Below are 24,055 nucleotides of genomic sequence, written 5' to 3'. Positions count from 1 at the left end.
TGCACTAACGCACTAAAAAGCTATTGAAAGCACAATCCCTAAAAATACAAGGATAAAAATTAGAATAATAACAGGCACTACAACACTCCAAAGCGCTTTCCAGGCAGAAAATTGATGCGCTTCTCCAATTGCCTTCAGTCCAATGATACATCCCCAAATACCTAAAACGACTTCGATTAAGCTGAAAAAAACAAGCAATCCGGATAATACCGCGCTGTCGTCTATTCTTGGTGTATCAGCTGTAAACATCTCTTTCCCAAATAACAAGAGCTCAGGAATCCATATAACTCCAGCTAAAATGAGGACAACGTTTACACCTCGCGTTAATGCAACACGCATATCAACACTTGTACCCGTCCCTCCAAACCAACTTCCCGTCCAGCGTAATATGATGGAGCACAAATATAAACTAATAATTCCGCCAACCATACCCGCCAATATAATGATAATAGTGAGACTAATCCAAGACATTTCATCCAGTTGGTTTTTAGTGGATGCCTGATTAAGACTGCTTATTACACCAGATAACATAGCGATTACGATCATATGCTTTGTAGGATTAGAACTATTCAGAAATTGTCGAATCGTATCCCTGGGGCGAGTCCATACGCTTAGCCATGGGGCTATACCTTTTGGTTCCTCATTAACCTGTAGATCCTTCTGATGTTCATTTAAATGATCATCCTGCAACCTAGCTCAACCCCTCCATATTCTCGTTATCTACGTCGTTTAGTGCGGAATACCATTCTAACCATTCCTAAACCAATTAAGGCTCCTAACGTATTGAGGATAATATCATCGATGTCGAAGCTGCCAACTCTCGTAAGCATCTGTATAAGCTCTATTGCAGTAATGATACATACAGTCACAAACATAAGCGTAAACACCCGTCTATATGCTATGCTCAGCATGGGCAGAATTATTCCAATCGGTATAAATAACACGATATTCCCAAAAATATTTTTGAACCAAATATCAAAGTTGATATGGTCTGTATGCAGCATATATCGCTTTACCGTATCGAAGGGAACCAGATTGTACCTGTAATGATGGCCAAAATAGCGATCGCGATAAAATAGTAAATAACCCATTATAAGTGCGTAACCAATGGCTGCTGCGAGAATAAATAAGTTATGCAGCAAGCTTTTGCTGTATGCTTTTCTAAACATTTATGTACGACCACCTCATCAAGCGTAAACGGCTGTCGCCGTCCTTGTCGGAAAAGCAAAGTTTCGCGGTGAATGATAAGCCTAATATAGATGTGAAACTTATACATTCTTATCGTTTGAAAAAGCTCTCTACCGCTTGTAAGGAACCGCATAGGTTTTGAATTGGTCCTTACCTGTAATCTCCAGACCGTTGAGCTGATGTCCACTCGCACAGCCTCCATCTATTCCAATCTTACCCTCGCCAAACCAAATATCAGGCTTTCCGTGAATATCCATTACTTTGGTATGTCCGAAAATAATCGTCTTGCTCACAGTTGTAGGCCTGCTTAGGAAGGGCTCTTTCATATATAGAAAATCTTTCTTCGGCTGCTTCTTCCAATTCAAATAATTTGGATTCAGTCCTGCATGCACATATATAAAATGATCATCCTCATAATAGTACGGCAGCTCGTCCAAAAAAGTTAAATGATGAGCATATTGCTCGTGAATGACCGCTTTGGCACATGTTATGATGTGATCTACCGTCCCTTGTGTTATACCTGCGTAGCTTTCAGCAGTCTGTCGTCCTCCATGATCTGAAAACTTCATCAACGCTTGTTCACTTCGCTCAAGCATGACATCAACAAGCCGTTCGTCATGGTTGCCTTGAATAGCGATAGCACCTTCGTCTTGCACAAGTGAAATGACCTGCTCGACTACTTGTCTGCTCTGAGGACCTCTATCTACAAAGTCACCAAGCAATATTAATTGATCAGCCCCAGGCTTATAGTTCATTTCAGTTAGCAATTCATTAAACGAGGTGTAGCATCCATGAATGTCACTGATAACTAATGTTCGCTTCATACTCTTCTCCCCATAATCACAAGATCCCGTTCCACATCATCCAGCTTCGCCACCCTCGGCAAATATCCCCACTGATCAAATCCTAATTTACGCAGCAGAGCTAGGCTTGGCTCATTATGTCCGAACACAAAACCCAGAAGCGTATTTAGTCCCAATTTGGGGCATTCGCCTATCGCTTTCCTAATCAATACCGATCCCAACCCGTGCGCACGGTATTCCTCTGCAATATAAATGCTAATTTCAGCAGTAGCCGCATAAGCCGGTCTACCGTAAAAGGATTGAAAGCTAAGCCACGCTACAATTCGCTCATCGATTCGCAGTACCCACATTGGTCTGGAATCCGCCGAATGCGCATCGAACCACGATCTCTTGCTCTCCACAGTCGCAGGCACCAAATCTGCCGTTACCATCCTACTTTCAATTGTAGAATTATAGATATCGACAATACGCTCCAGATCACTTGGCAACGCATCAACGATTTCATAATGATTAACGGTCATGCTCGTCACCTCTAATCTTTTACCGAATTATATCACAAAAAAAAGAAGCTCGACGAGCTTAAAATGAACGCTTTCCTATCGAGCATATAGGTTGACGGACTTTTCCCTTTGCCCTTCATTTTAGATAAATAATGCATATGAAAACCACCTTTTCTACTATTCATTTTACTTTATACGAATCAAACTAACCGGTTATACCATAATATGGGGGTTACCCCCTTTTTAATGATAGGAAGCTAGTCTAGCACGTCACCTTCTGTGAGCAATAAATCATAACGCTGTCCTCTTCGCACTAGCTCCGTACATGTATCTTTATCACAGCAAAAATAGCGGCTTTTCTCTCCTAAGCAATTTTTAAAATACAGATATTGACACTACATATATCGGAATGATATATTATGAATCGTAATATAAAATATGGATAACTTATCCTTTTTAAACGAAGTCATCCATTAGCAAACGACAAGGGGATTTTTATGAATAGTCAGGATGTTATTTTAGGAATGCTCATGAAACGTTCTTTATCAGGATATGAAATCAAACAGCTCTACGAGGATATCTTCTCTTATTTCTATAGCTCGAGCTATGGAACGATTTATCCTATGCTCCATCGAATGGAAAAGGAGGAGTTGATTACAAAGGAATATGTACCCCAGGATGGTAAGCCTAATAAAAATGTATTCACAATAACAGAAAACGGAAAATCACAGTTTAGCTCCTATTTACATAGTCCTGTGGAATCGGATTCCATAAAGTCGGATTTCTTGATGAGACTCTACTTTGGCCAATTTGTAGGAAATGACATGGTAATTACCTGGTTGAAGCAGGCGCAGGCGCATACACAACTGCAATTGGATCAGTTAAGTGAGAAGTACGCCCATTATAAAGATGACATGCATCCGTCGCATATCATCTGCATTGAAATTGGGATTAAGGAATTTAAAGCGAAGTTGGAGACTATTCAAGAAGGCTTGTCACGCATGGAGCAATTAGAACAAGGGGAGAGGGTTCAAAATGACTGGATCTAGTTCAAATAACAAACTCATCGTACTTGCGATGGCATTAGGCTTATTAATGTCTTCCTTGGATAATACGATTGTCGCTTCATGCATTAACAAATTAAGCGAGGATTTTAACATTTTCGATAAAGTAAGCTGGGTGTTTACGGCCTATATGCTTGCAGCTACAAGCACGATGCTAGTATTTGGCAAAATGTCAGATTTGTTCGGTAGAAAGATGTTCTATATGATCGGGATCGGATTGTTTCTTATAGGCTCTGCGTTATGCGGAGTAGCTCAGAGCGCCAATCAGCTCATTTGGTTTCGCGTCATTCAAGGTATAGGATCTGGAGCATTGTTCCCGATCAGCTTCACCATTATTTATACGATATTCAAAGATCCGAAGGATGCAGCGAAAATGTCAGGCGTATTCGGAGCGATCTTCGGTCTCTCCTCCGTTGCAGGCCCTCAACTAGGCAGTTTTATTGCTGAGCATTTGGGTTGGAGATGGAATTTCTATATCAACGTGCCGATCGGATTGGCCTCGATGATTATTTTGATGATCGCGTTAAAAGAAACCCGATCTGAGCGTAAACCGAAAATCGATTATTTAGGCACGTTGTTTCTCATCATCACAACGGTTTCGTTAATGCTTGCACTGGAATGGGGCGGCAAAACATATGCATGGGGCTCATGGCAAGAAATTAGCTTATTCGCTATAGCCGCTGTAATCGGCACTTTATTCATCTTAGTTGAGCGCCGTGCAGCCGAACCTGTACTTCCGCTTAAAATTTTTAAAAACAAGATGGTTTTGGGAACAAGCATCCTTTGCTTCTGCCAAGGTGTGCTCATGTTCTCCGCGATTACGTATCTACCCATTTTTACTGTGGGGGTATTAGGCCATTCTAACTCTAACGGCGTCTTGACCCCTATGATGGCCTCATTAATTGTCGGAGCCATATTGTTCGGCTTCTTACAATCCAAATTTGCCTTCCGCACACTAATGCTTATAACTATGCTAATGACTATCATCGTAGCTACGTTACTTTCATTCGTTGGCGCGGATGCTTCCAGCGGGTATATGATCCTACTTATGATTTTACTTGGCGTTGGAGCAGTTGGACCTTTAATGAGTGTTGCTCAGAGCGCTGTCGCCGCAAACGTTGACCCCAAATATATGGGCATCAGCTCTTCCATTGTCGGCTTCTGGCGCAACATTGGCGGTATATTAGGAGCTACCATAATGGCGACGATTGTGAATAACAACTTAAGCGGATTAATTACCGAAGGCGCTGATAAGGCCGGTATTCCTGCCGATAAAATCAGCACGCTAGCTAATCCAGAGCTGCTTATGCAAGCAGGTGGTGAAATTAGTCCACAAATCCGTGAGTTTCTTCAAACGGCACTCGCAACAGCAATTAATCACGGCTTTATACTAAGCATTTGTATCGGAGGCATCGGCTTCATTACAGCGATGTTTGTGGGAGCAAGCAGACTGGAGTCAACGAAGAAAGCACAAGCGGGCGCTGCTCATATATAGAATGAATATATAGCGCGTAGGACAAAGCGAATAGCCGCTTAAAGCTCGATCACAACATAACTCGTTGATAGAACAGTTGGTTACAGAGTGCCGAATTAATGATTAAATGAGCGCTCTCTCGTCTCCATAACGAAAAACCCGACCGCTMGCGGTCGGGTTTTTCGTTTGATTGAAATGGCTAATGTGCTGCCATCCTTATTTCTATCTCACTGAAAGGCTTGCTTATTATGCTTTAGTTGGGTCAAACGAGCTCTTCATGGACACGATGCGATTAAACACCAGCTTCTCAGCCGTTGAATCCTTCGGATCTACATTAAAGTAACCGTGACGGAAAAACTGGAACTTGTCCCCGCCCACAGAGCTGCTCATGTTCGGCTCAACATAGCCATGCTGCACTTCAAGTGAGTTCGGATTGATACACTCAAGGAACGGCTTGCCGCTCTCTTGCGCTTCGTTTGTAATAAGCGGCTCGATCAGACGGAAATCTGCAGCGAGTGCTTGAGTTCCCTCCACCCAGTGGATCGTCCCTTTCACTTTACGCTCAGAGAACCCTGTTCCACTCTTCGTCTTCGGATCATACGTACAATGCAGCTCAATAACGTTACCTTCTGCATCTTTTATAACCTCTTGGCAAGTAATAAAGTAAGCATGCTTCAGCCGCACTTCATTGCCAGGGAACAGACGGAAATATTTATTCGGAGGATTTTCCATGAAATCATCCTGTTCAATATAGAGCTCACGGGAGAACGGAATTTGGCGATTGCCCATCTCTTCGTTCTCAGCATTATTTTCAGCATCCAGCAGCTCGGTTTGACCTTCTGGATAGTTCGTAATAACAACCTTAAGCGGATTAAGAACGGCCATAGTACGCATAGCTTTCATTTTCAAATCTTCTCTTATAAAATATTCCAGGTTCCGCTCATCAACGAGACTATTACTCTTCGAAACGCCGATTTCACGACAGAAGGTACGAATAGCTTCCGGCGTATAGCCTTTGCGGCGCAAGCCGCTGATCGTCGGCATACGTGGATCGTCCCAGCCATCAACGACACCTTCGTCTACGAGAAGCTTCAAATTACGCTTACTCATAACTGTATTCGTAATATTTAGACGAGCAAACTCATATTGATGCGGTGTTGCTTCCATTTCACACTCGGCAATTGCCCAGTCATATAACGGACGATGATCCTCGAACTCTAGCGTGCATATCGAATGCGTAATGCCTTCAATTGCATCACCGAGAGGATGAGCATAGTCATACATCGGATAGATGCACCAAGCATCGCCTGTACGGTGATGGTGTGTATGTGAGATCCGGTATAGCACAGGATCACGTAATGTAATATTCGGTGAAGCCATATCAATTTTGGCGCGAAGCACCCGCTCGCCGTCCTTAAACTCACCAGCGCGCATACGCGCGAAAAGATCAAGGTTTTCCTCAACGCTGCGATTGCGGAAAGGACTTTCCTTACCCGGCTCTGTTAATGTGCCGCGATACTCTCTCATTTGCTCAGCTGTCAGATCGCAAACGTATGCTTTTCCTTTTTTGATAAGCAGTACGGCACGGTTGTAGTATTCTTCAAAGTAATCAGATGCAAAATGCAGACCATCCCACTCGAAGCCAAGCCAGCGTACATCCTCTTGAATGGAATCTACATACTCTGTATCTTCTTTAAGAGGATTCGTATCGTCGAAACGAAGATTGGTTTTCCCTTTGAATTCGTCAGCAAGCTCAAAGTTCAAACAAATCGATTTGGCATGTCCAATATGCAAATAACCGTTCGGTTCAGGCGGAAAGCGAGTTATTATTTCCTGCACATGGCCGCTCTTCAAATCTTCGGCTACGATATTTTTAATAAAGTTTGAGGATGAGGACTTATTTTCTACTGTATTTTCCACTCTCGACCAACCTTTCCCACGAAAACATTTATCCTCTTATAATACACAAAATTCGATAAAATTATAAGATCCACTCCCTAGCAGAGTTTCTGAGGAGTGACTGTGGCCTTTTAGTAGGAGAAGCTTGTTGTCTAAAAGGAAATAATGCCCGCTGAATAGAGGAATACGAGCAATACGAGTAACGGAGCAACATACCTAAGCATGAACAGCCATAGACGGAACCACCAAGCGCTTAGCCCTGCTTCCTTTTCCGCACCCTTCCAGGCGTACCCTACAAACAGCGTCACAACTAGTCCGCCGATTGGCAAAATAATGTTGGAGCAAATAAAGTCCATCCAATCAAAAAAAGCTTTCCCCCCAAAAGAGAGTCCCGCAACCTTGCCGCCTACTGACAATGCGGACGGAACGCCGATTATAAAACACAGGATAGCTAGAAAGATAACGGAAAAACGGCGGCTCCAATTAAACGCCTCTCGCGCAAAAGCTACCGGCACCTCAAATAGTGATACAGTTGAGGTTAGTGCAGCGAATGCGAGCAGTAAAAAAAACAAACCTCCGAATAGTGATCCTAAAGGCATAGCAGAAAACGCCGCAGGCAGTGCGACAAATACGAGCCCTGGACCTTGTGCCGCCTCTATCCCATACACGAACGTTGTCGGAAATATGATGAGACCTGCCAAAAAAGCATATAACAGATCACCTAGTCCAATTGCCAATGTTGCTACTCCGAGAGATTGCCTCTTATCTACATAAGCACCGTAGGTCAACATCGTACCCATCCCTAATGAAAGGGAGAAAAAAGCGTGCCCAAGTGCTACAAGTGCGGATTCGGCCGTTAGCTTACTAAAGTCAGGCTTCAAGAAAAAAGATACGCCCTCCGAAGCACCCTCTAACGATAATGCGCGCGCGGCAAGTGCCAGCAGTAAAATAACAAGTCCCGGAATAAGCACCTTATTGAACTTCTCAATCCCTGCGGATACGCCTCGCATGATAATCATTGCCGTAAGCGCTATAACGATAAATTGCCACATTACAGGCAGCAAGCTGCCTGTGAAGTTCGCAAACTTTCCTGCATAGTCGCTATTCTCGAATAATCTTCCTGTGAACGATAACATAGCGTAATGCAACGTCCAGCCAGCGACAACGGTATAAAAGGACAAAATTAAAAATGCGCCTAATATCGTTAAAAAACCGAAGCCTCCCCATAGCTTGCTGCCGCTCAGCCGAATGAACGATGACGCCGCATTCCCTCGTCCACCGCGCCCTACAGCGAGCTCTGCAAGAAGAACAGGCAAACCAACTAACAACAAACAAATAATGAAGAGCAAGAAAAACGCAGCCCCTCCGTACTGACCAGTTATGTAAGGAAATTTCCACATGTTTCCGAGCCCTACCGCACTTCCAATAGCCGCTAAAATAAAACCAGAGGATGAGAACCTCTCCGATGTACCCTGCCCATCAGTTTGCTGCCCTGCCGATTGCTGGCTGTTCTTCATATTACTATTCACCTCATAATCATGAATTAGATGAAATAATTGTTCATTTTCGATTCAGTGGATAGTATATCCAAACCTAATGGATAAATTCGAAGTGGAGTGACTATTATGACCCCCTGTGCCCGCTGGCTTACGCACTGAGCCCCCGTAGTTTCATTTTTTGCAACTAAATGAGGCTATAAAAGGAAAAGTTACTTTTTAGTGTCATGGAATGAACTTAAATGGTGGGTTAGCTCGATGTACGCCTCTTTCCAGTGATTTAGCCGCATATTCTGAAACTAACTCGTCTCTAAATCCATAATGTTGCTCATTAGTTTCAGAAAGTGAAATTAAATTATCCATAACTAATTTAACCTCCCTAATGTAATTCGAAGCGTTATGACATCAACAAATAGAGGGGTATCCGAGTCATTTCCCATGAAACACGAGCCTTTTTTATTTAACCTATTACACACAGGTCACTTCATTGATAAAGAACTGACATTTTTCTTCATTCTTCTAGGAAATTCTCGAAAAAATCACTTTTACCTTTTTAATTTTTATATAAAAACAACTACGAATGATAGAGTTATATCGAATATTATCTTTATATATCACATTTATACATAGGTAACCTCATTTTAATTTGCATATTTACACCTTCACTATTGAATGAAGACTCTCTAGCTTTTTCATTTGTTACATCCTTGTAGGGGAACAAAAATAAGTAATTGCTCTTATTTAATTTATAACTCTATTCAACTATATGTTTCTTTGAATATAGAAAGTAAAAAAACTGGGTTGATAGAACAAGTAAAGGGGGAAATGAGTGATCCAGGGTAGGTAGGAGTAAAAAGTAAGGCACATGTTGGTGCGCTGTCGGGATTGATATGGATGTGAATGTTGCTCTGTTGGTGGTGGGGTTGGTATGGATGTAAATGTTGCTTTGTTGGTCGTGAAGTTGATATGGATGTGAATGTTGTTTTGTTGGTGCTGGGGTTGATATGGATGTGAACACTGCTTTGTTGGCGGTGGGGTTGATATGGATGTGAATACTGCTTTGTTGGTGGTGGGGTTGGTATGGATGCGAATACTGCTTTGTTGGTGGTGGGGTTGGTATGGATGACCATGATGATCGGTTGATGTTGATGTTGGATTTAGTGTTGGTGCTCGTTCGTATTTGACTCGTTCGGTTATTGAGTTAGTGTCGTGATGACTCTGACACCTGACTCTGAAAAGGGTCTGTATCATCTCATCCAAATTCATCACCACTAAAACACTGCTATATATACCTCACGCACATTCGCAGTAATGAACAGGATTATAATTTACAGCTTCCCTACTGAAAACAAACGAGCTGCTAAGAGATTTCATTCATCTCGCAGCAGCTCGTCCATTTATTATAGCATTAGTTCGAACCAAATTGTGACTCCCAGCAGCATTAAACGTCGTAATTTACCAGCAAATGATGAGAAAGAGTAATAAAATGGGTATTTTGTCGCCCGGAGGCCGCATAAACGCTTTTTTTAAGTGAGGGAGAGCACCATTATTTGGAAACGATTATAGCAGCTGTTCGATATCGGCGGTCATAGCTAGAGGCTCATCAGTCGATTCAAAGCGTTTTACAACGTTCCCTTCACGATCAATTAGAAATTTAGTGAAATTCCATTTTATTGCATTTCCTTCCAAGAAGTGTGGCAGCTTCTCTGTAAGGAAAGCATTTAGCATTTTACCGCTAGCTTCATTTGTGTTAAACCCATCAAAAGGAGCCTGCTCAGTCAAATAACGAAATAACGGATGAGCTGTCTCGTCACGAACATCAATTTTTGAAAACAAAGGGAATGTTACACCATAGTTAATTTCGCAGAAGCTTTGAACATCAGAATTTGCGCCTGGCTCTTGCTCCCCAAATTGATTACTCGGAAAACCAAGAATTTCTAAGCCCTGATCCTTATATTGTTCATATAGCTTTTGTAAATCGGAATACTGAGGCGTAAACCCACATTTGCTCGCGGTATTAACGACGACCAGTACCTTACCTTTAAATTGTTCCATGCTTACCTGCTCGCCTTTAATTGTTTCTACATCATAGGAATAAATACTCATTAATGATTGCCTCCTCAAACTGAATTAAATTTAACTAAATTATATTGTACACAATACATTTTCTAAAAAAATAATATCACGCTGCTAAGAAGATGTCAAACAAAGCTAATTCGCTTGACCATAGACTCCTCTACAAAAAAAAAGGCCTGCCCCCAGTGATTGAATCACAGTTGGATAACGGCCTTTCTTCCTCGTTATGCTTCTAATTTTTGCAACCTCATGTAATCGCTGACCATAGCCAATCGCCAAGGAATAATCATCCCAAAAGCCAATAAATAAAAAATAGCTCCTGTTTGCGGAATCGTCATGTATTGCTCCACAACACTGTGCAGCGATAGCCTAATAAGAAATAGCGTAATCATAATGAAGATAAAAGCCTTGGAGCGTCTAACATAAATCTCTGACTCTACACGCTCTAAGCTTGTCGTTACGACTAACGGAAATGCGAAGATGAGCATGCCTGTTCCAAAAGCCGCAAATCCCCAGCCCCAAGGAATATGGGTCATTGTAAAGGCAAACATGATGAAGCCAGTCGCCATGCCAAAAGGCGGTATAATAATTTTGCGTAAGGATGTCGGTTGTTTACCCGCTCTAATCCGGAGTATGATGAGCGCAATACCAGCGAGAAGTGAAAAAATAATGGATCCCGTTTGAATCATTTCTGTAGATAGCAGCACAGTGCCCTGCCCCCGTTTATTCGATTTCAATAGCCATTTATTACTAACATCGTACTGTAAAACCATGATGACTGCAAATAGCTAACCGCAAGCTAGAGGTTATCATTTAATTCCTTTAGCCGTCTCCATTTTCAGCGAGCCGATAACCTGCTCCGCGTACCGTTACAATATATTTAGGAGCTACAGCGCTATCCTTTAGTTTTTTGCGCAAACTTTTAATATGGGCATCCACCACATTACTGCCCACGTAAATTTGCAAGCCCCAAACCGTATCCAGCAGTGACTCACGCGTGAGTACAGAACCGTCTGAAGATATAAAATGAAGCAGCAGATCGTACTCCGTCTTCGTAAGCTCAATACGCTGCCCACCACGATCAACCGTCATCCTCTTCAGATTAATATGAATATCTTTAAATTGACGAATATCGGCTAATGCCGCTCCTCCAACAGGTGAGGGACGATTACTTAGCATACGATTAATGAGTTCGAGCGCTTCCTCCGGTTTAGCTGGCCAAACAAGCAGCTCGGCCGCTCCTAAAGCAGTTGTCACACGCTCTTCATATGATTGCTGATCAATTAATATCAATACAGGCACGCCATGAGATTCAGCCGACTGAAGTAAATCAGCACCCGCCTGCAGCGTATTCCCGCTAAGCGAATGATTGACTGGAATAGCATCGTAAACCAGCAGTTCGGGTTGCAGGCTGCGAAGCATACTTTGATCAAAATCATGCAGAGAGAATACATCAAAGCATTCTGCAGCTAGCTTAACAAGTAAGCTTCGAACGCGTTCGGGCAGCGGACTAATAATCATCACTCGCTGAGTCAACGAACAAAGAACTCCGCTCTGCAGCTCATCTACATCTATATGATTGCCATCCCGTTCAAGGCTTACTTCAGTTGCCACTCTCATTTGATCCTCCGCTATAGCGTTTATCATTTCGTTGCGCATGATTCGCATACTCCTTCTAATACGTATACTACATATGATGTACTCGTGCTCTTCTGTTCAGTATAAATTTCTGTACAACTACGGTCAACTGCTTGCCTCAACACGCTGTTATACGCCCTATTATTTCTTTTTAATTTTTTTGTCGAAAACAATAATCTGAATATTTACAAAATTCAAATAAAGGAGTATACTAAGCCTATCTTAACCGAGAGGGGATAGCCCATTGAAGTAGTTAAGCGAAGCATGTCTCATTAAGTCAGGAAGGAGTATCGAATAGTTGGACATGCGGGTAATCAGCGCAATGCGAAATCGAGCCTTTGAGTTAACAGATACTTAATATAAAGAAAGGATTTGTAGCAAATCGAACAGCAATTTGATCAAGGTCAATTAAGAAAGGATCGAAGTCGAAGTGGTTTGCAGCAAATAGAAAGGAAGCAAATGAGACAGTGTAAGAGGCGGATTGGAGAGTTTGAATAAATTGAATAGTCGTAAGCCAAGCACATAAAGGGATTCTGGTTATCTTAGATAAGCAGAATCCCTTTTTATGTTGTTTTTTATGTTGATTACAAAATGGGACTAAGAAGACGGGAAATCGATTCTTTAAATCGATTAAATAAGKGACGAGCCTCATATAGCTCAACTGTAAGCTGCTTACAACTTTCTATATCTTTCTCAAAAATGCGTTGCAGCTTAGCCGCTGTCCACGTATCATATATGAACGCATTGATCTCAAAATTTAACTTGAAGCTGCGAATATCGAGATTAGCTGTACCAACCGAAGCGATCTTTCCATCGATAACCAGTGTTTTCGCATGGAGGAACCCCTTTTCGTACAAATAACATTTGACCCCGCCTGCCAGCAATTCTCCTAAATACGAATGAGTGGCCCAGTAAACGAAGAAATGATCCGGCTTGCTCGGAAGCATAATCCGCACATCTACACCGGATACGGCCGCAATCTTCAGCGCTGTCATCAAGCTCTCATCCGGGATAAAATAAGGCGTTTGCAGGCAAATCGTCTTTTTGGCCGCATAAATCATTTTGATATAAGCGTCTTTAATCTGCTGGAATTCCGTATCCGGCCCACTTGCTACCAGCTGCATACCGATCGTACCTGTGTCATCGCTAATAACTGGAAAGTACTGCGCACTTAGTTCCCTTTGGCCAAAAGCAGCTAGGTTCCAATCCATCAGAAACTGTGCTTGCATTTGAAGCACCGCGTTGCCTCGAACTCTAAGATGCGTATCTCTCCACTCGCCAAAGTGCTTATCCAGGCCTAAATATTCGTTACCGATATTAAAACCGCCAATGTAGCCGATCTGTCCATCTACAATAACGAGCTTGCGATGATTGCGATAATTAACTTTCAAATTAAGATAAGGAATTCGCGAAGGGAAGAACGCAGCCGTCTCACCACCCGCTGCTCTTAAATCATAGAAAAACCGCCTGGTTAAGTTCGAGCTTCCAATATGATCGTACAAAAACTTAACCTCTACGCCCTCTGCCGCCTTAGCTGTCAACGCCTTAACCAGTCTCCTGCCGAGCTCATCGTCACGCACGATATAATAGACAAGGTGTATATGGTGCTCAGCTGCCTCGATATCCTTTAGCAGCGAATCAAATTTCTGATTGCCATCCGTAAAAATATCGATTGCATTATTGCTTGTATACATCGCATAGCTCGTTTTCAAATTCATATAAATCATGTCTTGATAATGGTGCATATCGCTATCTTTAAATATAATTTCACGTCCAAGGAGCTGACGCCCTTGCTTCTCAATCGTATGCTCAATAATCCGCTGGCTTTCTCCCAACAGCTTAGAAAGCTTTCTCTTTTTCATTTTTTGGCCAAGAACCAAATATAACACGAACCCCACAACAGGAATGAAGAAGAGGATCATGATCCAAGCCCATGTCGTACTCGCATTGCGGCGCTCTAGAAAAATAATGGTAACCGCCAAAAAAATGTTTAGCAGCATAACAATGATAGTGGCGTTTTGCGCTATGATCGTGTATGCATTATGTATAAAGGTTGACATTTGTTTATAACACCTCAATTATTCTAAAAGTTAATGAGATCATACTTCAAGCACCTTGTATGTTCAAGCTTAATAAATATGCTACAATTTTAAGCATAGGCAGATTTCGCCTATTAAGGCGAGCCATGATCAGTAGAAATGGCACTGGAGGAACTCGTATGGACATAAGAAAATTCCGACTAGATGAGAAAACGCTCGTCACTCCTAGTGAAGAACGGGATGAATATGAACGTGATTATGCACGGCTAATCCAATCACCCGCCTTTAGACGGCTGCAAGGAAAATCTCAGGTTTTCGGAGCAGGTACAGGTGACTATTATCGAACAAGACTGACCCATTCACTCGAGGTATCACAAATCGCTCGTGAAGTAGCGCGACGTCTAAATAAACAATATGCTTTTCTGGGACGCAAGGAGCATCCTGGTCTAATACTTGACCCTGTTGTAGTTGAGATTGCCGCTATAGCGCATGACCTCGGGCATCCGCCATTCGGACATAGAGGCGAAGAAGTGCTCAATCATTTATTAATGAAAGAATACGGAATGCCTTACGAGGGCAACGCTCAAAATTTCCGTATTTTAATGTTTTTGGAGAAGCGTGYTGGCAGCGGCAGCGGTTTGGATTTAACGGCGGCCACACTTCTTGCCGTCAATAAGTACCCTTATGGCCTCAATGAACCCGGCAGGCTGAAAGGTTTGTATAACACAGAATGGGAAGAAATTGAGCAGCTTCGCCATTCTTGGGGCATGCCTGCCGGATGCTCGACATTAGAAGCCCAGCTCATGGATTTATGCGATGATATCGCCTATTCTACGCRTGATATTGAAGACGGTATCCGCGCGGGAAAAATTCAAATGAATCAAACCTTTTTCGAGGACAGCCGTCTGATTGATCATCTGGTGCAGGAAATTGTCGACGACAAAGGCAATACTGGAATTGGCTGGGATAAGGTTGATATTCCAGCGATGGTAAAGCGCGTGCTGGTCTCCTATTGGGAACAGTGGGAGGCTTTGTATGTTAGCTGTGACCGTGAAGCCTCGCGCACAAGACGTGAGATGAAAGCTCGCTGGGTAAGTCTCTTTGCCGGCAAGGTAGGCATTATTGATGACACTTTGAGAGGTTGGAAAAAGGTTACGTTCGTTCAAGATGGAAAGCAGGACATTGATTTACTTCGTACGATGGAAATATTGAAGAAGCTGGCTTGGGTAACACTTATTAAAGACTTCCGAGTGCAGCGGCTGCAAATGCGTAGTGAAATTATGATAGGCAAACTGTGGGATAGCTTTAAGATTCAAGAGTCAGGCAGACTTATTATCCCCCCTGATTGGATTGAAAATTATGAGCTTCACAAAAATAAATGGAGCTGGCCACGTTTCGTTGCCGATTACATCTCCGGTATGACCGATGCTTACGCTGAGAAAGTCTATGCCGAGCTGTACGCCAGCAAATCGGGTTCTATTTATGAAATGGATTAAGGGCTAAACCTGATAGTGATATAGCCGTAAAAACATCAACCAAGGGCCCCTGTTGCATACAATAAATAGGAGCTCTTGGTTAATTCATTCAAACCCGTGCGTATTAGTTCGATACCGGAATCGCGTCAAAGTACTCCTCAAGCGATTGTCCAGTCTGATTGATCTCAGTAGATATCTCAGTACCGACAAACCTGATATGCCATGGCTCATATTGATAGCCGGTAATTTCTTCTTTTCCTTTCGGATAGCGAATAATGAAGCCATATTCATGCGCATTTTTCTCCAGCCATTCCGCTTCGGGTGTGCCGCCAAAACAATTTGACGCCGCGCATTTTCCGTCACTTCCGGATACATCGATTGATAAGCCTGTTTCATGCTCGCTTGTACCTGGGAGAGCACTATACGTCCTAGCCTTTTCTAAGCCGTCTTTCTTTACATAACGATCGAATAATGCCGTTTGGGTAGCATGGGATCGATAAGCCGAAACGCCAGCTAGTTTGATATTATCTTCGTCTGCAGCATCAAACATCTTTTTAAGCGCCTCAGCCGCTTCCTTCCTCATCTTACGCTTGTCCAATTTCTCCTTAAATATAAAACGTACATCTGCATACACCAAGTCTGTCGGATTATAATCATCAGGTAATTTATTATGTTTATTAACCAACACCGCGACCGCTTCCGGCTGTGCAATAACCGCTATTCCATCTTCTGTTTCTGTTGGTTTATTCGTTACTGGTGGTTTCGTTGTCTCAGTTGGATTTGGTTTTGATGTTTCTGTAGGTTCCGTGGTTTCGGTTGGCTCAACAGAACTACCATCACCATTCGTTTCACCCTCAATTGTACCGCCGCCACCTACTGTTCCCTCAATCTCAGAGTCTTTTGGCGGAATCGTAGCGGATTCGCTTCTCTGCATCACCATGTAACCAATCGTCAATAGTACGCATACCGTAACAAAAAATAAAAATCTTCTTCTTTTCTTTCCCATGATAAACCTCCTGATGATTCAATAAATTTTTCCCATAATATTGTAAACGACTCTACTTCCCATTATACTTAGAGGTGCCATTTGCCTTTTGACATCGGACTGCTAGCTAGAGCATAATAGATAGGAACTTGGCGTACGAATATAATTACTCGAAGCGAGCTGGCTAACTCATTAAGACGGCTTGTTTTTGCTGTGAAAGGTAGGCGTTGATATGACATTTTTTACTTCAAAAAAAGGGCTGGGCACTCGTCCCATTTTATTTTTCTCGCTCATCATGCTTCTTAAAAGCTATCTAGCCTGGATGGTTATTTTCGAAAATGGGCCATCTTGGACGACCTTAGTCAAGGAAATTCCCTTTGTCCTTATTGTCTATTGTCTCATTGAGTGGTTTACGTCCAAGCGAAAGCTTACATTCTATTTGATCGCTAATCTAGTAATGACTTTAATTCTATTCGCTGTCATTATGTATTACAAGTATTACGGTGTTATCGTCACATATTTAGCTCTAGAACAAGTCAATCAAGTAACAGCTGTCAGCAATAGTGTATTTTCACTTATGGATCCTTATTTCCTACTTATTTTTATAGACATTATTATAATGGGTTTCTTGTTGTTCCGTAAGAAAAAGGCAGTCATTTGGAAGCAAGAAAGCTCGCGTAAAGAGAGTAAGAGATTAGTTCTAGCGCTATTCACCATTTCAATCGCGCTTTGTCTGTTTAACATTTTACCAAACCGCGCCAGCATGAATGAGATTGTTAAAGCGGAACAAATGGGTATTTTGAATTACGAGGCTTATACTATTTTTTCTAGCAAAAAAGTCGCTTATGTCGATCCAAATGAAATTACACAAGCTAAGATCGATGCTACGAAAAAGATTCAACAGCCTGCCGCTCCACAGCTATGGAAATCGGCATCCGGCAAAAACGTCATTATTATTCAAATGGAATCCTTTCAAAACTTCCTAGTTAATTTGAAAATAGACGGAAAAGAAATTACGCCAAACATTAATAAGCTTGTTAATGAAAACTATTATTTTAAACATTTCTATCAGCAGGTCGGTCAAGGCAACACTTCCGATGCTGAATTCGTAGTCAATACCTCGTTCTTCATTCCAGCGCGAGGCGCCGCTACGATGATATATGCGGATAAAGAGCTTCCGAGCTTACCGAAAATGCTTAAAGCGCAAGGCTACGATACAACTACTTTTCACACGAACGTTGTTGAGTTTTGGAATCGCAGTGAGCTTTACAAAGCACTCGGCTTTGACCGTTATTATGACAAAGCCTTCTACGGAGAAGAAGACAATATATTCTTTGGAGCATCAGATGAGCAGCTCTATAAGAAAACCGCGGAAGAGCTTGAACGGATGAATGAAAGCGGAAAACCGTTTTACTCGCATGTCATTTCTATGACGGCACATCATCCGTTTACTATCCCAGCAGAGAAATACCAAATGACACTGCCTGCTCGCTATGAAAAAACATTTGTTGGCGATTATATACGCGCACAAAATTATGCAGATTTTGCGCTAGGTAAGTTTATCGAGGATTTAAAGCAACGCGGCATTTGGGATGATAGCTTGATCTTGCTTTATGGTGATCATCTTGGTCTTCCGATATACTCCCTTGACCGAGACGACAAAGATTTGATGGCTGAAATTTATGGCCGCGAATACAGCTACACGGATATGATTAATATACCGCTTGTAGTGGCATCTCCTGGCCTTACAGAACCAAAAGTTTTTGATCAATTAGGCGGCCAAGTTGATGTTCTTCCGACAATCGCCAACTTGCTAGGCATTTCCTTGGACGATCATATTCACTTCGGCCAAGATTTGTTCAATCAATCGTATAACGTTCTTCCACAGCGATATTATTTACCTACTGGCTCATTCCTAAGCAGTAAAGAGCTGTTTATGTCTGGAAGCGGCTTTTCGGATGGCAAGCATTACTCACTCGCAGGTGATGGCGTTACAGAGCAAGAAGCTACTGAAGATGAGTATCAACGCGCACTGGAATTGCTTAATTTGTCTGACAGCTATGTAAGTCAGTTGCCTAGCTGGAAGAAGCCATAATCTCTAATAACAAGCGTAAACGGCTGTCGCCGTCCTCTTCGGCAAAAGCATTCGTTTCACGGAGATATATAAGCACATTTATAAGTGAAAACTTATAAATTCTTATATATTAAGAAAGAAAGCTCTCCTTCGGCTGATCACTCAGCTTACGGGAGAGCTTTTATTTCGTTTTTTAGTTTACTTAGATCGGTTTAGATCAGATACTTTTTACCGATTCAAGTACTTCCTTCACATGACCTTCTACTCCGACACTCCGCCATTCCTTGACTAGCTTGCCTTGTTCATCAACAATAAATGTCGAACGCTGGATTCCCATAAACTCTTTGTCATTCCAATGCTGCAGCTTCCATACGCCAAACAATTCGGATACATGATGATCGGTATCCGACAAAAGTAGAAATGGCAGCTCATGCTTGGATACAAATTGCTCATGCGAAGCTAAATCATCCGGGCTGATACCGATTACTTCCGCATTATTTGCACCGAACTCACCGTTAAAGTCACGGAAATCGCACGATTCCGTAGTACAACCAGGCGTCATATCTTTTGGATAAAAGTAAATGACTAGCTTCTTGCCAGCATAATCTGTTAGCTGAACCTCCTGGCCGTTCGAGGCTTGAAGCTTAAAATTTGGAATGGTGTCTCCTATTTGCGGGTTTGCTTGCTCCATGAATACACGCTCCTCTTTGTTATGTAATTAAAGACTAGTCTCTACTTACTCTAATGTCCATCATCATGCTGCACATCATTACGCTCGTAGTACAACGAGGTGTCCGTCACAAATGCTTTAACCTGCTCGCTCGAATCAAATATACCATAAGCAAGCATCAGCTTCGTAATTGCTGCTTCGATCGACATATTTTCAATAACAATTGCCCCCGCTTCAATGAGTCGCAGCGACGATGAATAGAGCGCATCCGAACGGTCTCTAATCGGGCAAATATAGAAATCGATCCCCAGCGTTTGGCAACGGGATATAAACTCCAGCAAAGAAAAGGGCCCTGAGCTAATCGCACAAGCTGTACCAGAATGATGTAAATCATGAAGCACAGCCTTCGGAGTGTGTCCAGAAAAATCATAATACGAATAATTCAAGCCTGGATATGGTTTTATGTATACAACACTAGCATCAATAGTCAGTGCCTGAGGCTCCCAATCAAATGGTGCTGCATGCTTCTGCCTAAGCTTATCCTCGCTTGGATTCCGTTTATCCGCAGACCAGACAAACCTCCTGTTCACCATCTTTCCATATGGCACACCATATGGCGAGCCAAATTGATCCGTGAAGGAGACAGCCTGTGTGATGCGCGTGGATAAATAAACTAGCGGTGATCCTTGATCATTCTCATATACAACAAATACGCCTGGTAAAGCGGTATCCACAATAAAGTCGATTGCATTCGTGAAATTGCGGAGACCGTTGCTCCGCTCATCAGCAAGCGGATAATTGCTTGCAGTGAATACGATGGGCACATTCGTACCCGCAAATAAATAACCAAATATCGCAGCCGTATAGGCAAGCGTATCGGAGCCATGTGTAACGACAACACCATCGTATGCTGCCATGTCTACCTCGCTTATAGCCGCGGCCAACGTGCGCCAGTCTTCAGGTATAATATTTTCGCTAAGCAAGTTAAGGGGTTGTATCGTTTGAAGTGTCACATCTTCATTGTGCATTGGACTACCCTTATACGCATCTATTAATCCATAGGAACCCGCCTCATCCACGCTAATTCCCGCTCCTTGCTTCCTGCTTCCAATCGTACCGCCAGTAAATATAATAAGCAGCTGCTTCACTTGTCTATCACCTTTCTCCTAAGTCAAAATATCCGAACGTACTATAAAAGGTTACCCTTGCCGCTACGGATCATTCTAACGATGTTGTTCTAACCAAAAGCTGTCGACTTGATCCAGCAGCATCTCGGCTGATTGTTCTCCCTTTAAATACATTTTTCCATACTCCGTAGTCATCTTCAAATAGTCGCTGATATTTGCATAATGGGTCGGCGGCTTCACTGCCGTATAACGGGAAGGATTGTCATCCATAAGGATATAAGGCACATATGGTCCCGTTTTATAGCTCTCTTCCTTCTTCACATTATTATAAACAGAAATAACACCCGACGCCTTCGTAAAGGCGTTGTTATTGTCTACTGAGGAAAGGAATGCGATCAATTCCCATGCCTCTCGCGGGTGAGCCGCCCCCTCTGCAATGCCCCAGCCGGCAGCTCCCACATTATAATGAGCGATATTATCTGGTCCTGTAGGTAAAGGGGCTGTCGCCCATGTCCCTTCCTTCCAATCCTTTTCTAGACGCTCAATCGCATCCGAATCTTGGATCAGCATAGCTGCTCGTCCTTCTGCGAAGGCTTTTACTTGCTCGTTATAGCCCCAGTCTATTGATTCAGGAGGCGATATATCCGTATAAATACTTCGATATACTTCTACAGCTTTTTTTGCAGCCGCATTAGAAAAAATAGTCGTTCCATCCATTCGGAACATGGATTCATGTTGATTAACGTAATTCCCACTGTAATCCTGCATCATTTCAGTAAATAAAGCAGACGCTCCAGTTCCACCGCGGAAAGCAAATCCATATTGATTCATTTCCGGTTTCGTCAGCTGTTTCCCAACGAAGTAAAGCTGCTCCCACGTTTCCGGCACTTGAAGCGCTTTTGCTTCAAATAAATCCTTACGATAATACAATTGTGCCCGATACAGTCCGTTAGGTATGTAATAAGCCGTTTCATTCAAATCCCTTGCCATCAGCTTTGCATTGTAGGTCATAAGCTTATATTCGGGCCATACCGCAATATAGGGCTCCAGGCTTTGTATAAGGCCGCGTGAAACATAGTTGTGAACCGTAATATCACGGACTTCCACAATATCGGCTTGCTTCGCTAACAGCATGGAAGCAATCGTATCATCGGCCGTTTCATACTCCGGTGAAATGAGCTCTACTTTAATTTGCGGATGAATCTGGATTAAGTGATTTGTGCAGGGGACGGTTAGCTGCGGTGCAGCCACTTAACAAAAGAGTAAACATGATGAACGAGAGCGGGTATAGAGCTATGCTAAGCCGTCTGAGCTTCATTAAATCACCCCTCTGCTTCATAAAAGGTTCTTAAACCCTCACATTATCTATCGGCTGCACTTCAAACAATCTATACAGCTCTTTTTAGCAGTATGAAATCCAGCGCTTCGCCATGGAGGATAAGTCAAGCGCTTCGCCAATTTGAAGTAAGCGCTCCTTCCTGGGTAATAACCTCAATAGTTCCATTCTATCAAAAGTTCGGCTTCGAATGTATCGTAAAAAAAGTGGTTGACGAGAATACGATATATCGTTTATTTTTATATTACGATATATCGTATTAAGAAAAGAGGTGCTATAAATGGGTGAAAGAAATGAAAATAAATCGACCGAGCAGCAACAGCTCGGCGAAATAACCGAAGAGAATTCGCGGCGCGGCTTCGGCAAGCGTTATTTTGGCAGAGGYGGTGTGAAGTTTGCCTTGTTGAAGCTGCTTGCTCATGAGCCAATGCATGGTTATCAGATGATGAAGGCGCTTGAGGAGCAATCCGGAGGACATTATGTTCCTAGTGCGGGATCTATTTATCCTACTCTGCAGATGCTGGAGGAGCGCAGCTTTGTTTCCATTCAAGAGGAAGAAGGCGGCAAAAAGGTTTATTCCATTACGGAGCAAGGTCTTGCCGTCTTAACTCTATTGCCTGACAAATCAAGACACCACGGCGCATGGCATGACCGGCATTCGCCTGAAGCGAAATCGTTCCGAAACGAGAAGATCCGTCAAAAGCTCGGACTATCAAATGACTCGTTTGACTTGCTTCTGCTTATAAAGCGCGCAGAGCAAGCTGCATCATCCAGCAAAGAACGGGCTAATCAGCTTCAATTGCTTCTAATTGAGCAACAAAATCAGCTAAATAAGTTTCTGGCTGCTGCCGAGCATACAGACGAAGGCGAGTTGAATTAATGGAGATGCATTCAGCTCCGCAGCCTATGAGAAACCGTCATTATCATACTTCACCTGCCCGACCTGCGCGCGGCAGCATATGGGCGATGTACAAACGAATGTTTTTTCATGTACGGTCCCAATGGCTTCTACTTACCGCCGCTTTTATTTGCATCATATCCGTAGCCTTGCTTGAATTTATAATCCCACGGCTTACTCAGTTCACCATCGATGACATCATACCGAATAAACAATATCATTCACTCGTTTGGGTTKGTGTTGGCGTGCTTGGCACAGCCTTGCTGCTCGGTCTGTTCAACTTTCTAAGCAGCTTGCTTATGGCATCTGTCGGCCAACGTGCCGTATACGATATTAGAAATGATATGTATAAGCATATCCAGAAGCTTGATGTTAGTTTTTTTGATCGCAACCGTACTGGCGACCTTATGTCTCGCTTAACGAGTGACGTTAACATGCTCCAGCAAATGGTTTCATCCGGCATGATGTCGATCGTAACCGATTGGTTTACCTTTATTGTTGTCGCCTCTTATATGTTTTGGATCAATTGGCAGCTAACGCTAGTTGTACTGATTACCTTTCCAATTATGATAGGCATGACGCAATTTTTTGGTAAAAGAATGCGCGCAACCTTCAAGAAGGTACAGGAAACTGTGGCCGAGGTTAGTAATCACCTGCAGGATACGTTATCCTCCATTCGTTTGATTAAGTCCTTCTCGAATGAAGATTATGAAGCGCAGCGCTTCTCCATACGCAGCCATAACAATATGACTGCGAATCTTAAAGCTGTAAAGCTGCGAGCGGGCTTCGAGCCTATAATTGACCTGCTTTTATTCATCGGTTTAGCAGCCGTTCTGTTGTTCGGAGCCAAGCTTACAATGGATGGGGCTATGACGACCGGAACCATTGTCGCTTTCCTAGCTTACTTACGACTGCTGCAAGCTCCAATTCGCCGATTTAGCAGAACAATTAATACGATACAGCAATCGGCTGCCGCTTATGAGAGAATCGTYGAAATTTTGGAAACTAAGCCTGGGGTGACTGATGCGCCTAATGCTATCACACTCGAGCATGTGCATGGCAATATGCTGTTTAAAGACGTCAGCTTCGCCTATCATAACGGCGTTCCGGTGCTGGAGCAGTTCAATTTCGAGATTCATGCAGGTAAAATAACAGCGATTGTCGGCTCATCAGGGGCAGGGAAATCGACGATAACGCATCTGATGACCAGGTTCTACGATCCTCAGGAAGGTGTAATCTCGATTGACGRCAAACCTTTAACTGGCGTTACGCTCAAATCACTGCATCAGCATATGGGTATTGTCTCCCAAGAT

General features: G+C 42.8%; 21 protein-coding genes. 6 read left to right on the top strand and 15 right to left on the bottom strand.

Annotated elements, in window-relative coordinates; all coding sequences use genetic code 11:
• Positions 1 to 12 precede the first annotated feature (12 nt).
• The 4 genes from AC1DWN_RS01820 to AC1DWN_RS01805 form a co-directional block, all read right to left on the bottom strand.
• Positions 13 to 690 carry a Yip1 family protein gene (locus AC1DWN_RS01820; RefSeq protein ID WP_477557242.1) on the bottom strand — a complete coding sequence of 226 codons (678 nt, stop codon included), beginning with the start codon at positions 688 to 690 and terminating at the stop codon, positions 13 to 15.
• A 26-nt stretch (positions 691 to 716) separates the two neighbouring features.
• Positions 717 to 1,169 (bottom strand): VanZ family protein, encoded by a 453-nt coding sequence (locus AC1DWN_RS01815; protein WP_477557241.1) that lies wholly within the window; start codon positions 1,167 to 1,169, stop codon positions 717 to 719.
• Positions 1,170 to 1,298: 129 nt separating this feature from the next.
• Positions 1,299 to 2,012, bottom strand: a complete 714-nt coding sequence (locus AC1DWN_RS01810) for a metallophosphoesterase family protein (RefSeq protein ID WP_477557240.1) — start codon at positions 2,010 to 2,012, stop codon at positions 1,299 to 1,301.
• On the bottom strand, positions 2,009 to 2,512 hold the full coding sequence (locus tag AC1DWN_RS01805) for an N-acetyltransferase family protein (protein WP_477557239.1): 504 nt from the start codon (positions 2,510 to 2,512) through the stop codon (positions 2,009 to 2,011). The genes AC1DWN_RS01810 and AC1DWN_RS01805 overlap by 4 nt, the downstream gene beginning before the upstream one ends.
• A gap of 476 nt (positions 2,513 to 2,988) precedes the next feature.
• Here AC1DWN_RS01805 and AC1DWN_RS01800 point away from each other — a divergent pair, with 476 nt between their 5' ends.
• Both AC1DWN_RS01800 and AC1DWN_RS01795 read left to right on the top strand, forming a co-directional pair.
• On the top strand, positions 2,989 to 3,540 hold the full coding sequence (locus tag AC1DWN_RS01800; RefSeq protein WP_477557238.1) for a PadR family transcriptional regulator: 552 nt from the start codon (positions 2,989 to 2,991) through the stop codon (positions 3,538 to 3,540).
• Positions 3,527 to 5,050: a DHA2 family efflux MFS transporter permease subunit gene (locus tag AC1DWN_RS01795; RefSeq protein WP_477557237.1), complete on the top strand. Its 1,524-nt coding sequence runs from the start codon at positions 3,527 to 3,529 to the stop codon at positions 5,048 to 5,050. The genes AC1DWN_RS01800 and AC1DWN_RS01795 overlap by 14 nt, the downstream gene beginning before the upstream one ends.
• Positions 5,051 to 5,275: 225 nt before the next feature.
• Here the strand turns inward: AC1DWN_RS01795 and AC1DWN_RS01790 are convergent, their stop codons facing one another.
• From AC1DWN_RS01790 to cls, 7 genes are all read right to left on the bottom strand, one after another.
• Positions 5,276 to 6,949 carry a glutamine--tRNA ligase/YqeY domain fusion protein gene (locus AC1DWN_RS01790; RefSeq protein ID WP_477557236.1) on the bottom strand — a complete coding sequence of 558 codons (1,674 nt, stop codon included), beginning with the start codon at positions 6,947 to 6,949 and terminating at the stop codon, positions 5,276 to 5,278.
• Positions 6,950 to 7,080: 131 nt separating this feature from the next.
• Positions 7,081 to 8,445: a sodium-dependent transporter gene (locus AC1DWN_RS01785; protein ID WP_477557235.1), complete on the bottom strand. Its 1,365-nt coding sequence runs from the start codon at positions 8,443 to 8,445 to the stop codon at positions 7,081 to 7,083.
• 204 nt (positions 8,446 to 8,649) lie between these two features.
• Positions 8,650 to 8,787 (bottom strand): hypothetical protein, encoded by a 138-nt coding sequence (locus AC1DWN_RS01780; protein WP_477557234.1) that lies wholly within the window; start codon positions 8,785 to 8,787, stop codon positions 8,650 to 8,652.
• A gap of 1,197 nt (positions 8,788 to 9,984) precedes the next feature.
• Entirely contained in the window at positions 9,985 to 10,530 is a 546-nt protein-coding gene (locus AC1DWN_RS01775; protein ID WP_477557233.1) for a glutathione peroxidase, read from the bottom strand.
• Between the two features lie 194 nt (positions 10,531 to 10,724).
• On the bottom strand, positions 10,725 to 11,207 hold the full coding sequence (locus AC1DWN_RS01770; RefSeq protein ID WP_477557232.1) for a CcdC family protein: 483 nt from the start codon (positions 11,205 to 11,207) through the stop codon (positions 10,725 to 10,727).
• Between the two features lie 115 nt (positions 11,208 to 11,322).
• Positions 11,323 to 12,159 (bottom strand): winged helix-turn-helix transcriptional regulator, encoded by an 837-nt coding sequence (locus AC1DWN_RS01765; protein ID WP_477557231.1) that lies wholly within the window; start codon positions 12,157 to 12,159, stop codon positions 11,323 to 11,325.
• A 563-nt stretch (positions 12,160 to 12,722) separates the two neighbouring features.
• Positions 12,723 to 14,198 carry a cardiolipin synthase gene (gene cls / locus AC1DWN_RS01760; protein ID WP_477557230.1) on the bottom strand — a complete coding sequence of 492 codons (1,476 nt, stop codon included), beginning with the start codon at positions 14,196 to 14,198 and terminating at the stop codon, positions 12,723 to 12,725.
• 158 nt (positions 14,199 to 14,356) lie between these two features.
• On the opposite strand from cls, the gene AC1DWN_RS01755 reads away from it, so the two are divergent.
• Positions 14,357 to 15,673, top strand: a complete 1,317-nt coding sequence (locus tag AC1DWN_RS01755; RefSeq protein ID WP_477557229.1) for a deoxyguanosinetriphosphate triphosphohydrolase family protein — start codon at positions 14,357 to 14,359, stop codon at positions 15,671 to 15,673.
• A 103-nt stretch (positions 15,674 to 15,776) separates the two neighbouring features.
• Here the strand turns inward: AC1DWN_RS01755 and AC1DWN_RS01750 are convergent, their stop codons facing one another.
• A complete protein-coding gene (locus AC1DWN_RS01750) occupies positions 15,777 to 16,658 on the bottom strand; it encodes a M15 family metallopeptidase (protein ID WP_477557228.1) in 882 nt (293 codons plus the stop codon).
• A 211-nt stretch (positions 16,659 to 16,869) separates the two neighbouring features.
• On the opposite strand from AC1DWN_RS01750, the gene AC1DWN_RS01745 reads away from it, so the two are divergent.
• Positions 16,870 to 18,732: an LTA synthase family protein gene (locus tag AC1DWN_RS01745; RefSeq protein WP_477557227.1), complete on the top strand. Its 1,863-nt coding sequence runs from the start codon at positions 16,870 to 16,872 to the stop codon at positions 18,730 to 18,732.
• Positions 18,733 to 18,928: 196 nt separating this feature from the next.
• Here the strand turns inward: AC1DWN_RS01745 and bcp are convergent, their stop codons facing one another.
• The 3 genes from bcp to AC1DWN_RS01730 form a co-directional block, all read right to left on the bottom strand.
• A complete protein-coding gene (gene bcp, locus AC1DWN_RS01740) occupies positions 18,929 to 19,402 on the bottom strand; it encodes a thioredoxin-dependent thiol peroxidase (protein ID WP_477557226.1) in 474 nt (157 codons plus the stop codon).
• 50 nt (positions 19,403 to 19,452) lie between these two features.
• Positions 19,453 to 20,529, bottom strand: a complete 1,077-nt coding sequence (locus AC1DWN_RS01735) for an asparaginase (RefSeq protein WP_477557225.1) — start codon at positions 20,527 to 20,529, stop codon at positions 19,453 to 19,455.
• Between the two features lie 75 nt (positions 20,530 to 20,604).
• Entirely contained in the window at positions 20,605 to 21,759 is a 1,155-nt protein-coding gene (locus AC1DWN_RS01730) for an ABC transporter substrate-binding protein (protein WP_477557224.1), read from the bottom strand.
• 365 nt (positions 21,760 to 22,124) lie between these two features.
• On the opposite strand from AC1DWN_RS01730, the gene AC1DWN_RS01725 reads away from it, so the two are divergent.
• On the top strand, positions 22,125 to 22,724 hold the full coding sequence (locus AC1DWN_RS01725) for a PadR family transcriptional regulator (RefSeq protein ID WP_477557223.1): 600 nt from the start codon (positions 22,125 to 22,127) through the stop codon (positions 22,722 to 22,724).
• Positions 22,724 to 24,055: ABC transporter ATP-binding protein (locus AC1DWN_RS01720; RefSeq protein ID WP_477557222.1), on the top strand; the 1,332-nt coding region annotated here is incomplete at its 3' end. The genes AC1DWN_RS01725 and AC1DWN_RS01720, both read left to right, overlap by 1 nt.

The sequence above is a fragment of the Paenibacillus sp. P4_A7 genome, from assembly GCF_056402455.1.
Note: the sequence above shows the minus strand (reverse complement) of the source record. Positions and strands in the feature narration are given on the sequence as shown.

Excerpts from the sequence above, each read along its gene's own strand:
- AC1DWN_RS01785 (WP_477557235.1), bottom strand. The coding sequence starts at position 8,445 with ATGAAGAACAGCCAGCAATCGGCAGGGCAGCAAACTGATGGGCAGGGT.
- AC1DWN_RS01810 (WP_477557240.1), bottom strand. The coding sequence starts at position 2,012 with ATGAAGCGAACATTAGTTATCAGTGACATTCATGGATGCTACACCTCG.
- AC1DWN_RS01780 (WP_477557234.1), bottom strand. The coding sequence starts at position 8,787 with ATGGATAATTTAATTTCACTTTCTGAAACTAATGAGCAACATTATGGA.
- AC1DWN_RS01800 (WP_477557238.1), top strand. The coding sequence starts at position 2,989 with ATGAATAGTCAGGATGTTATTTTAGGAATGCTCATGAAACGTTCTTTA.
- AC1DWN_RS01765 (WP_477557231.1), bottom strand. The coding sequence starts at position 12,159 with ATGCGCAACGAAATGATAAACGCTATAGCGGAGGATCAAATGAGAGTG.
- AC1DWN_RS01795 (WP_477557237.1), top strand. The coding sequence starts at position 3,527 with ATGACTGGATCTAGTTCAAATAACAAACTCATCGTACTTGCGATGGCA.
- AC1DWN_RS01815 (WP_477557241.1), bottom strand. The coding sequence starts at position 1,169 with ATGTTTAGAAAAGCATACAGCAAAAGCTTGCTGCATAACTTATTTATT.
- AC1DWN_RS01745 (WP_477557227.1), top strand. The coding sequence starts at position 16,870 with ATGACATTTTTTACTTCAAAAAAAGGGCTGGGCACTCGTCCCATTTTA.
- bcp (WP_477557226.1), bottom strand. The coding sequence starts at position 19,402 with ATGGAGCAAGCAAACCCGCAAATAGGAGACACCATTCCAAATTTTAAG.
- AC1DWN_RS01805 (WP_477557239.1), bottom strand. The coding sequence starts at position 2,512 with ATGACCGTTAATCATTATGAAATCGTTGATGCGTTGCCAAGTGATCTG.
- AC1DWN_RS01750 (WP_477557228.1), bottom strand. The coding sequence starts at position 16,658 with ATGGGAAAGAAAAGAAGAAGATTTTTATTTTTTGTTACGGTATGCGTA.
- AC1DWN_RS01775 (WP_477557233.1), bottom strand. The coding sequence starts at position 10,530 with ATGAGTATTTATTCCTATGATGTAGAAACAATTAAAGGCGAGCAGGTA.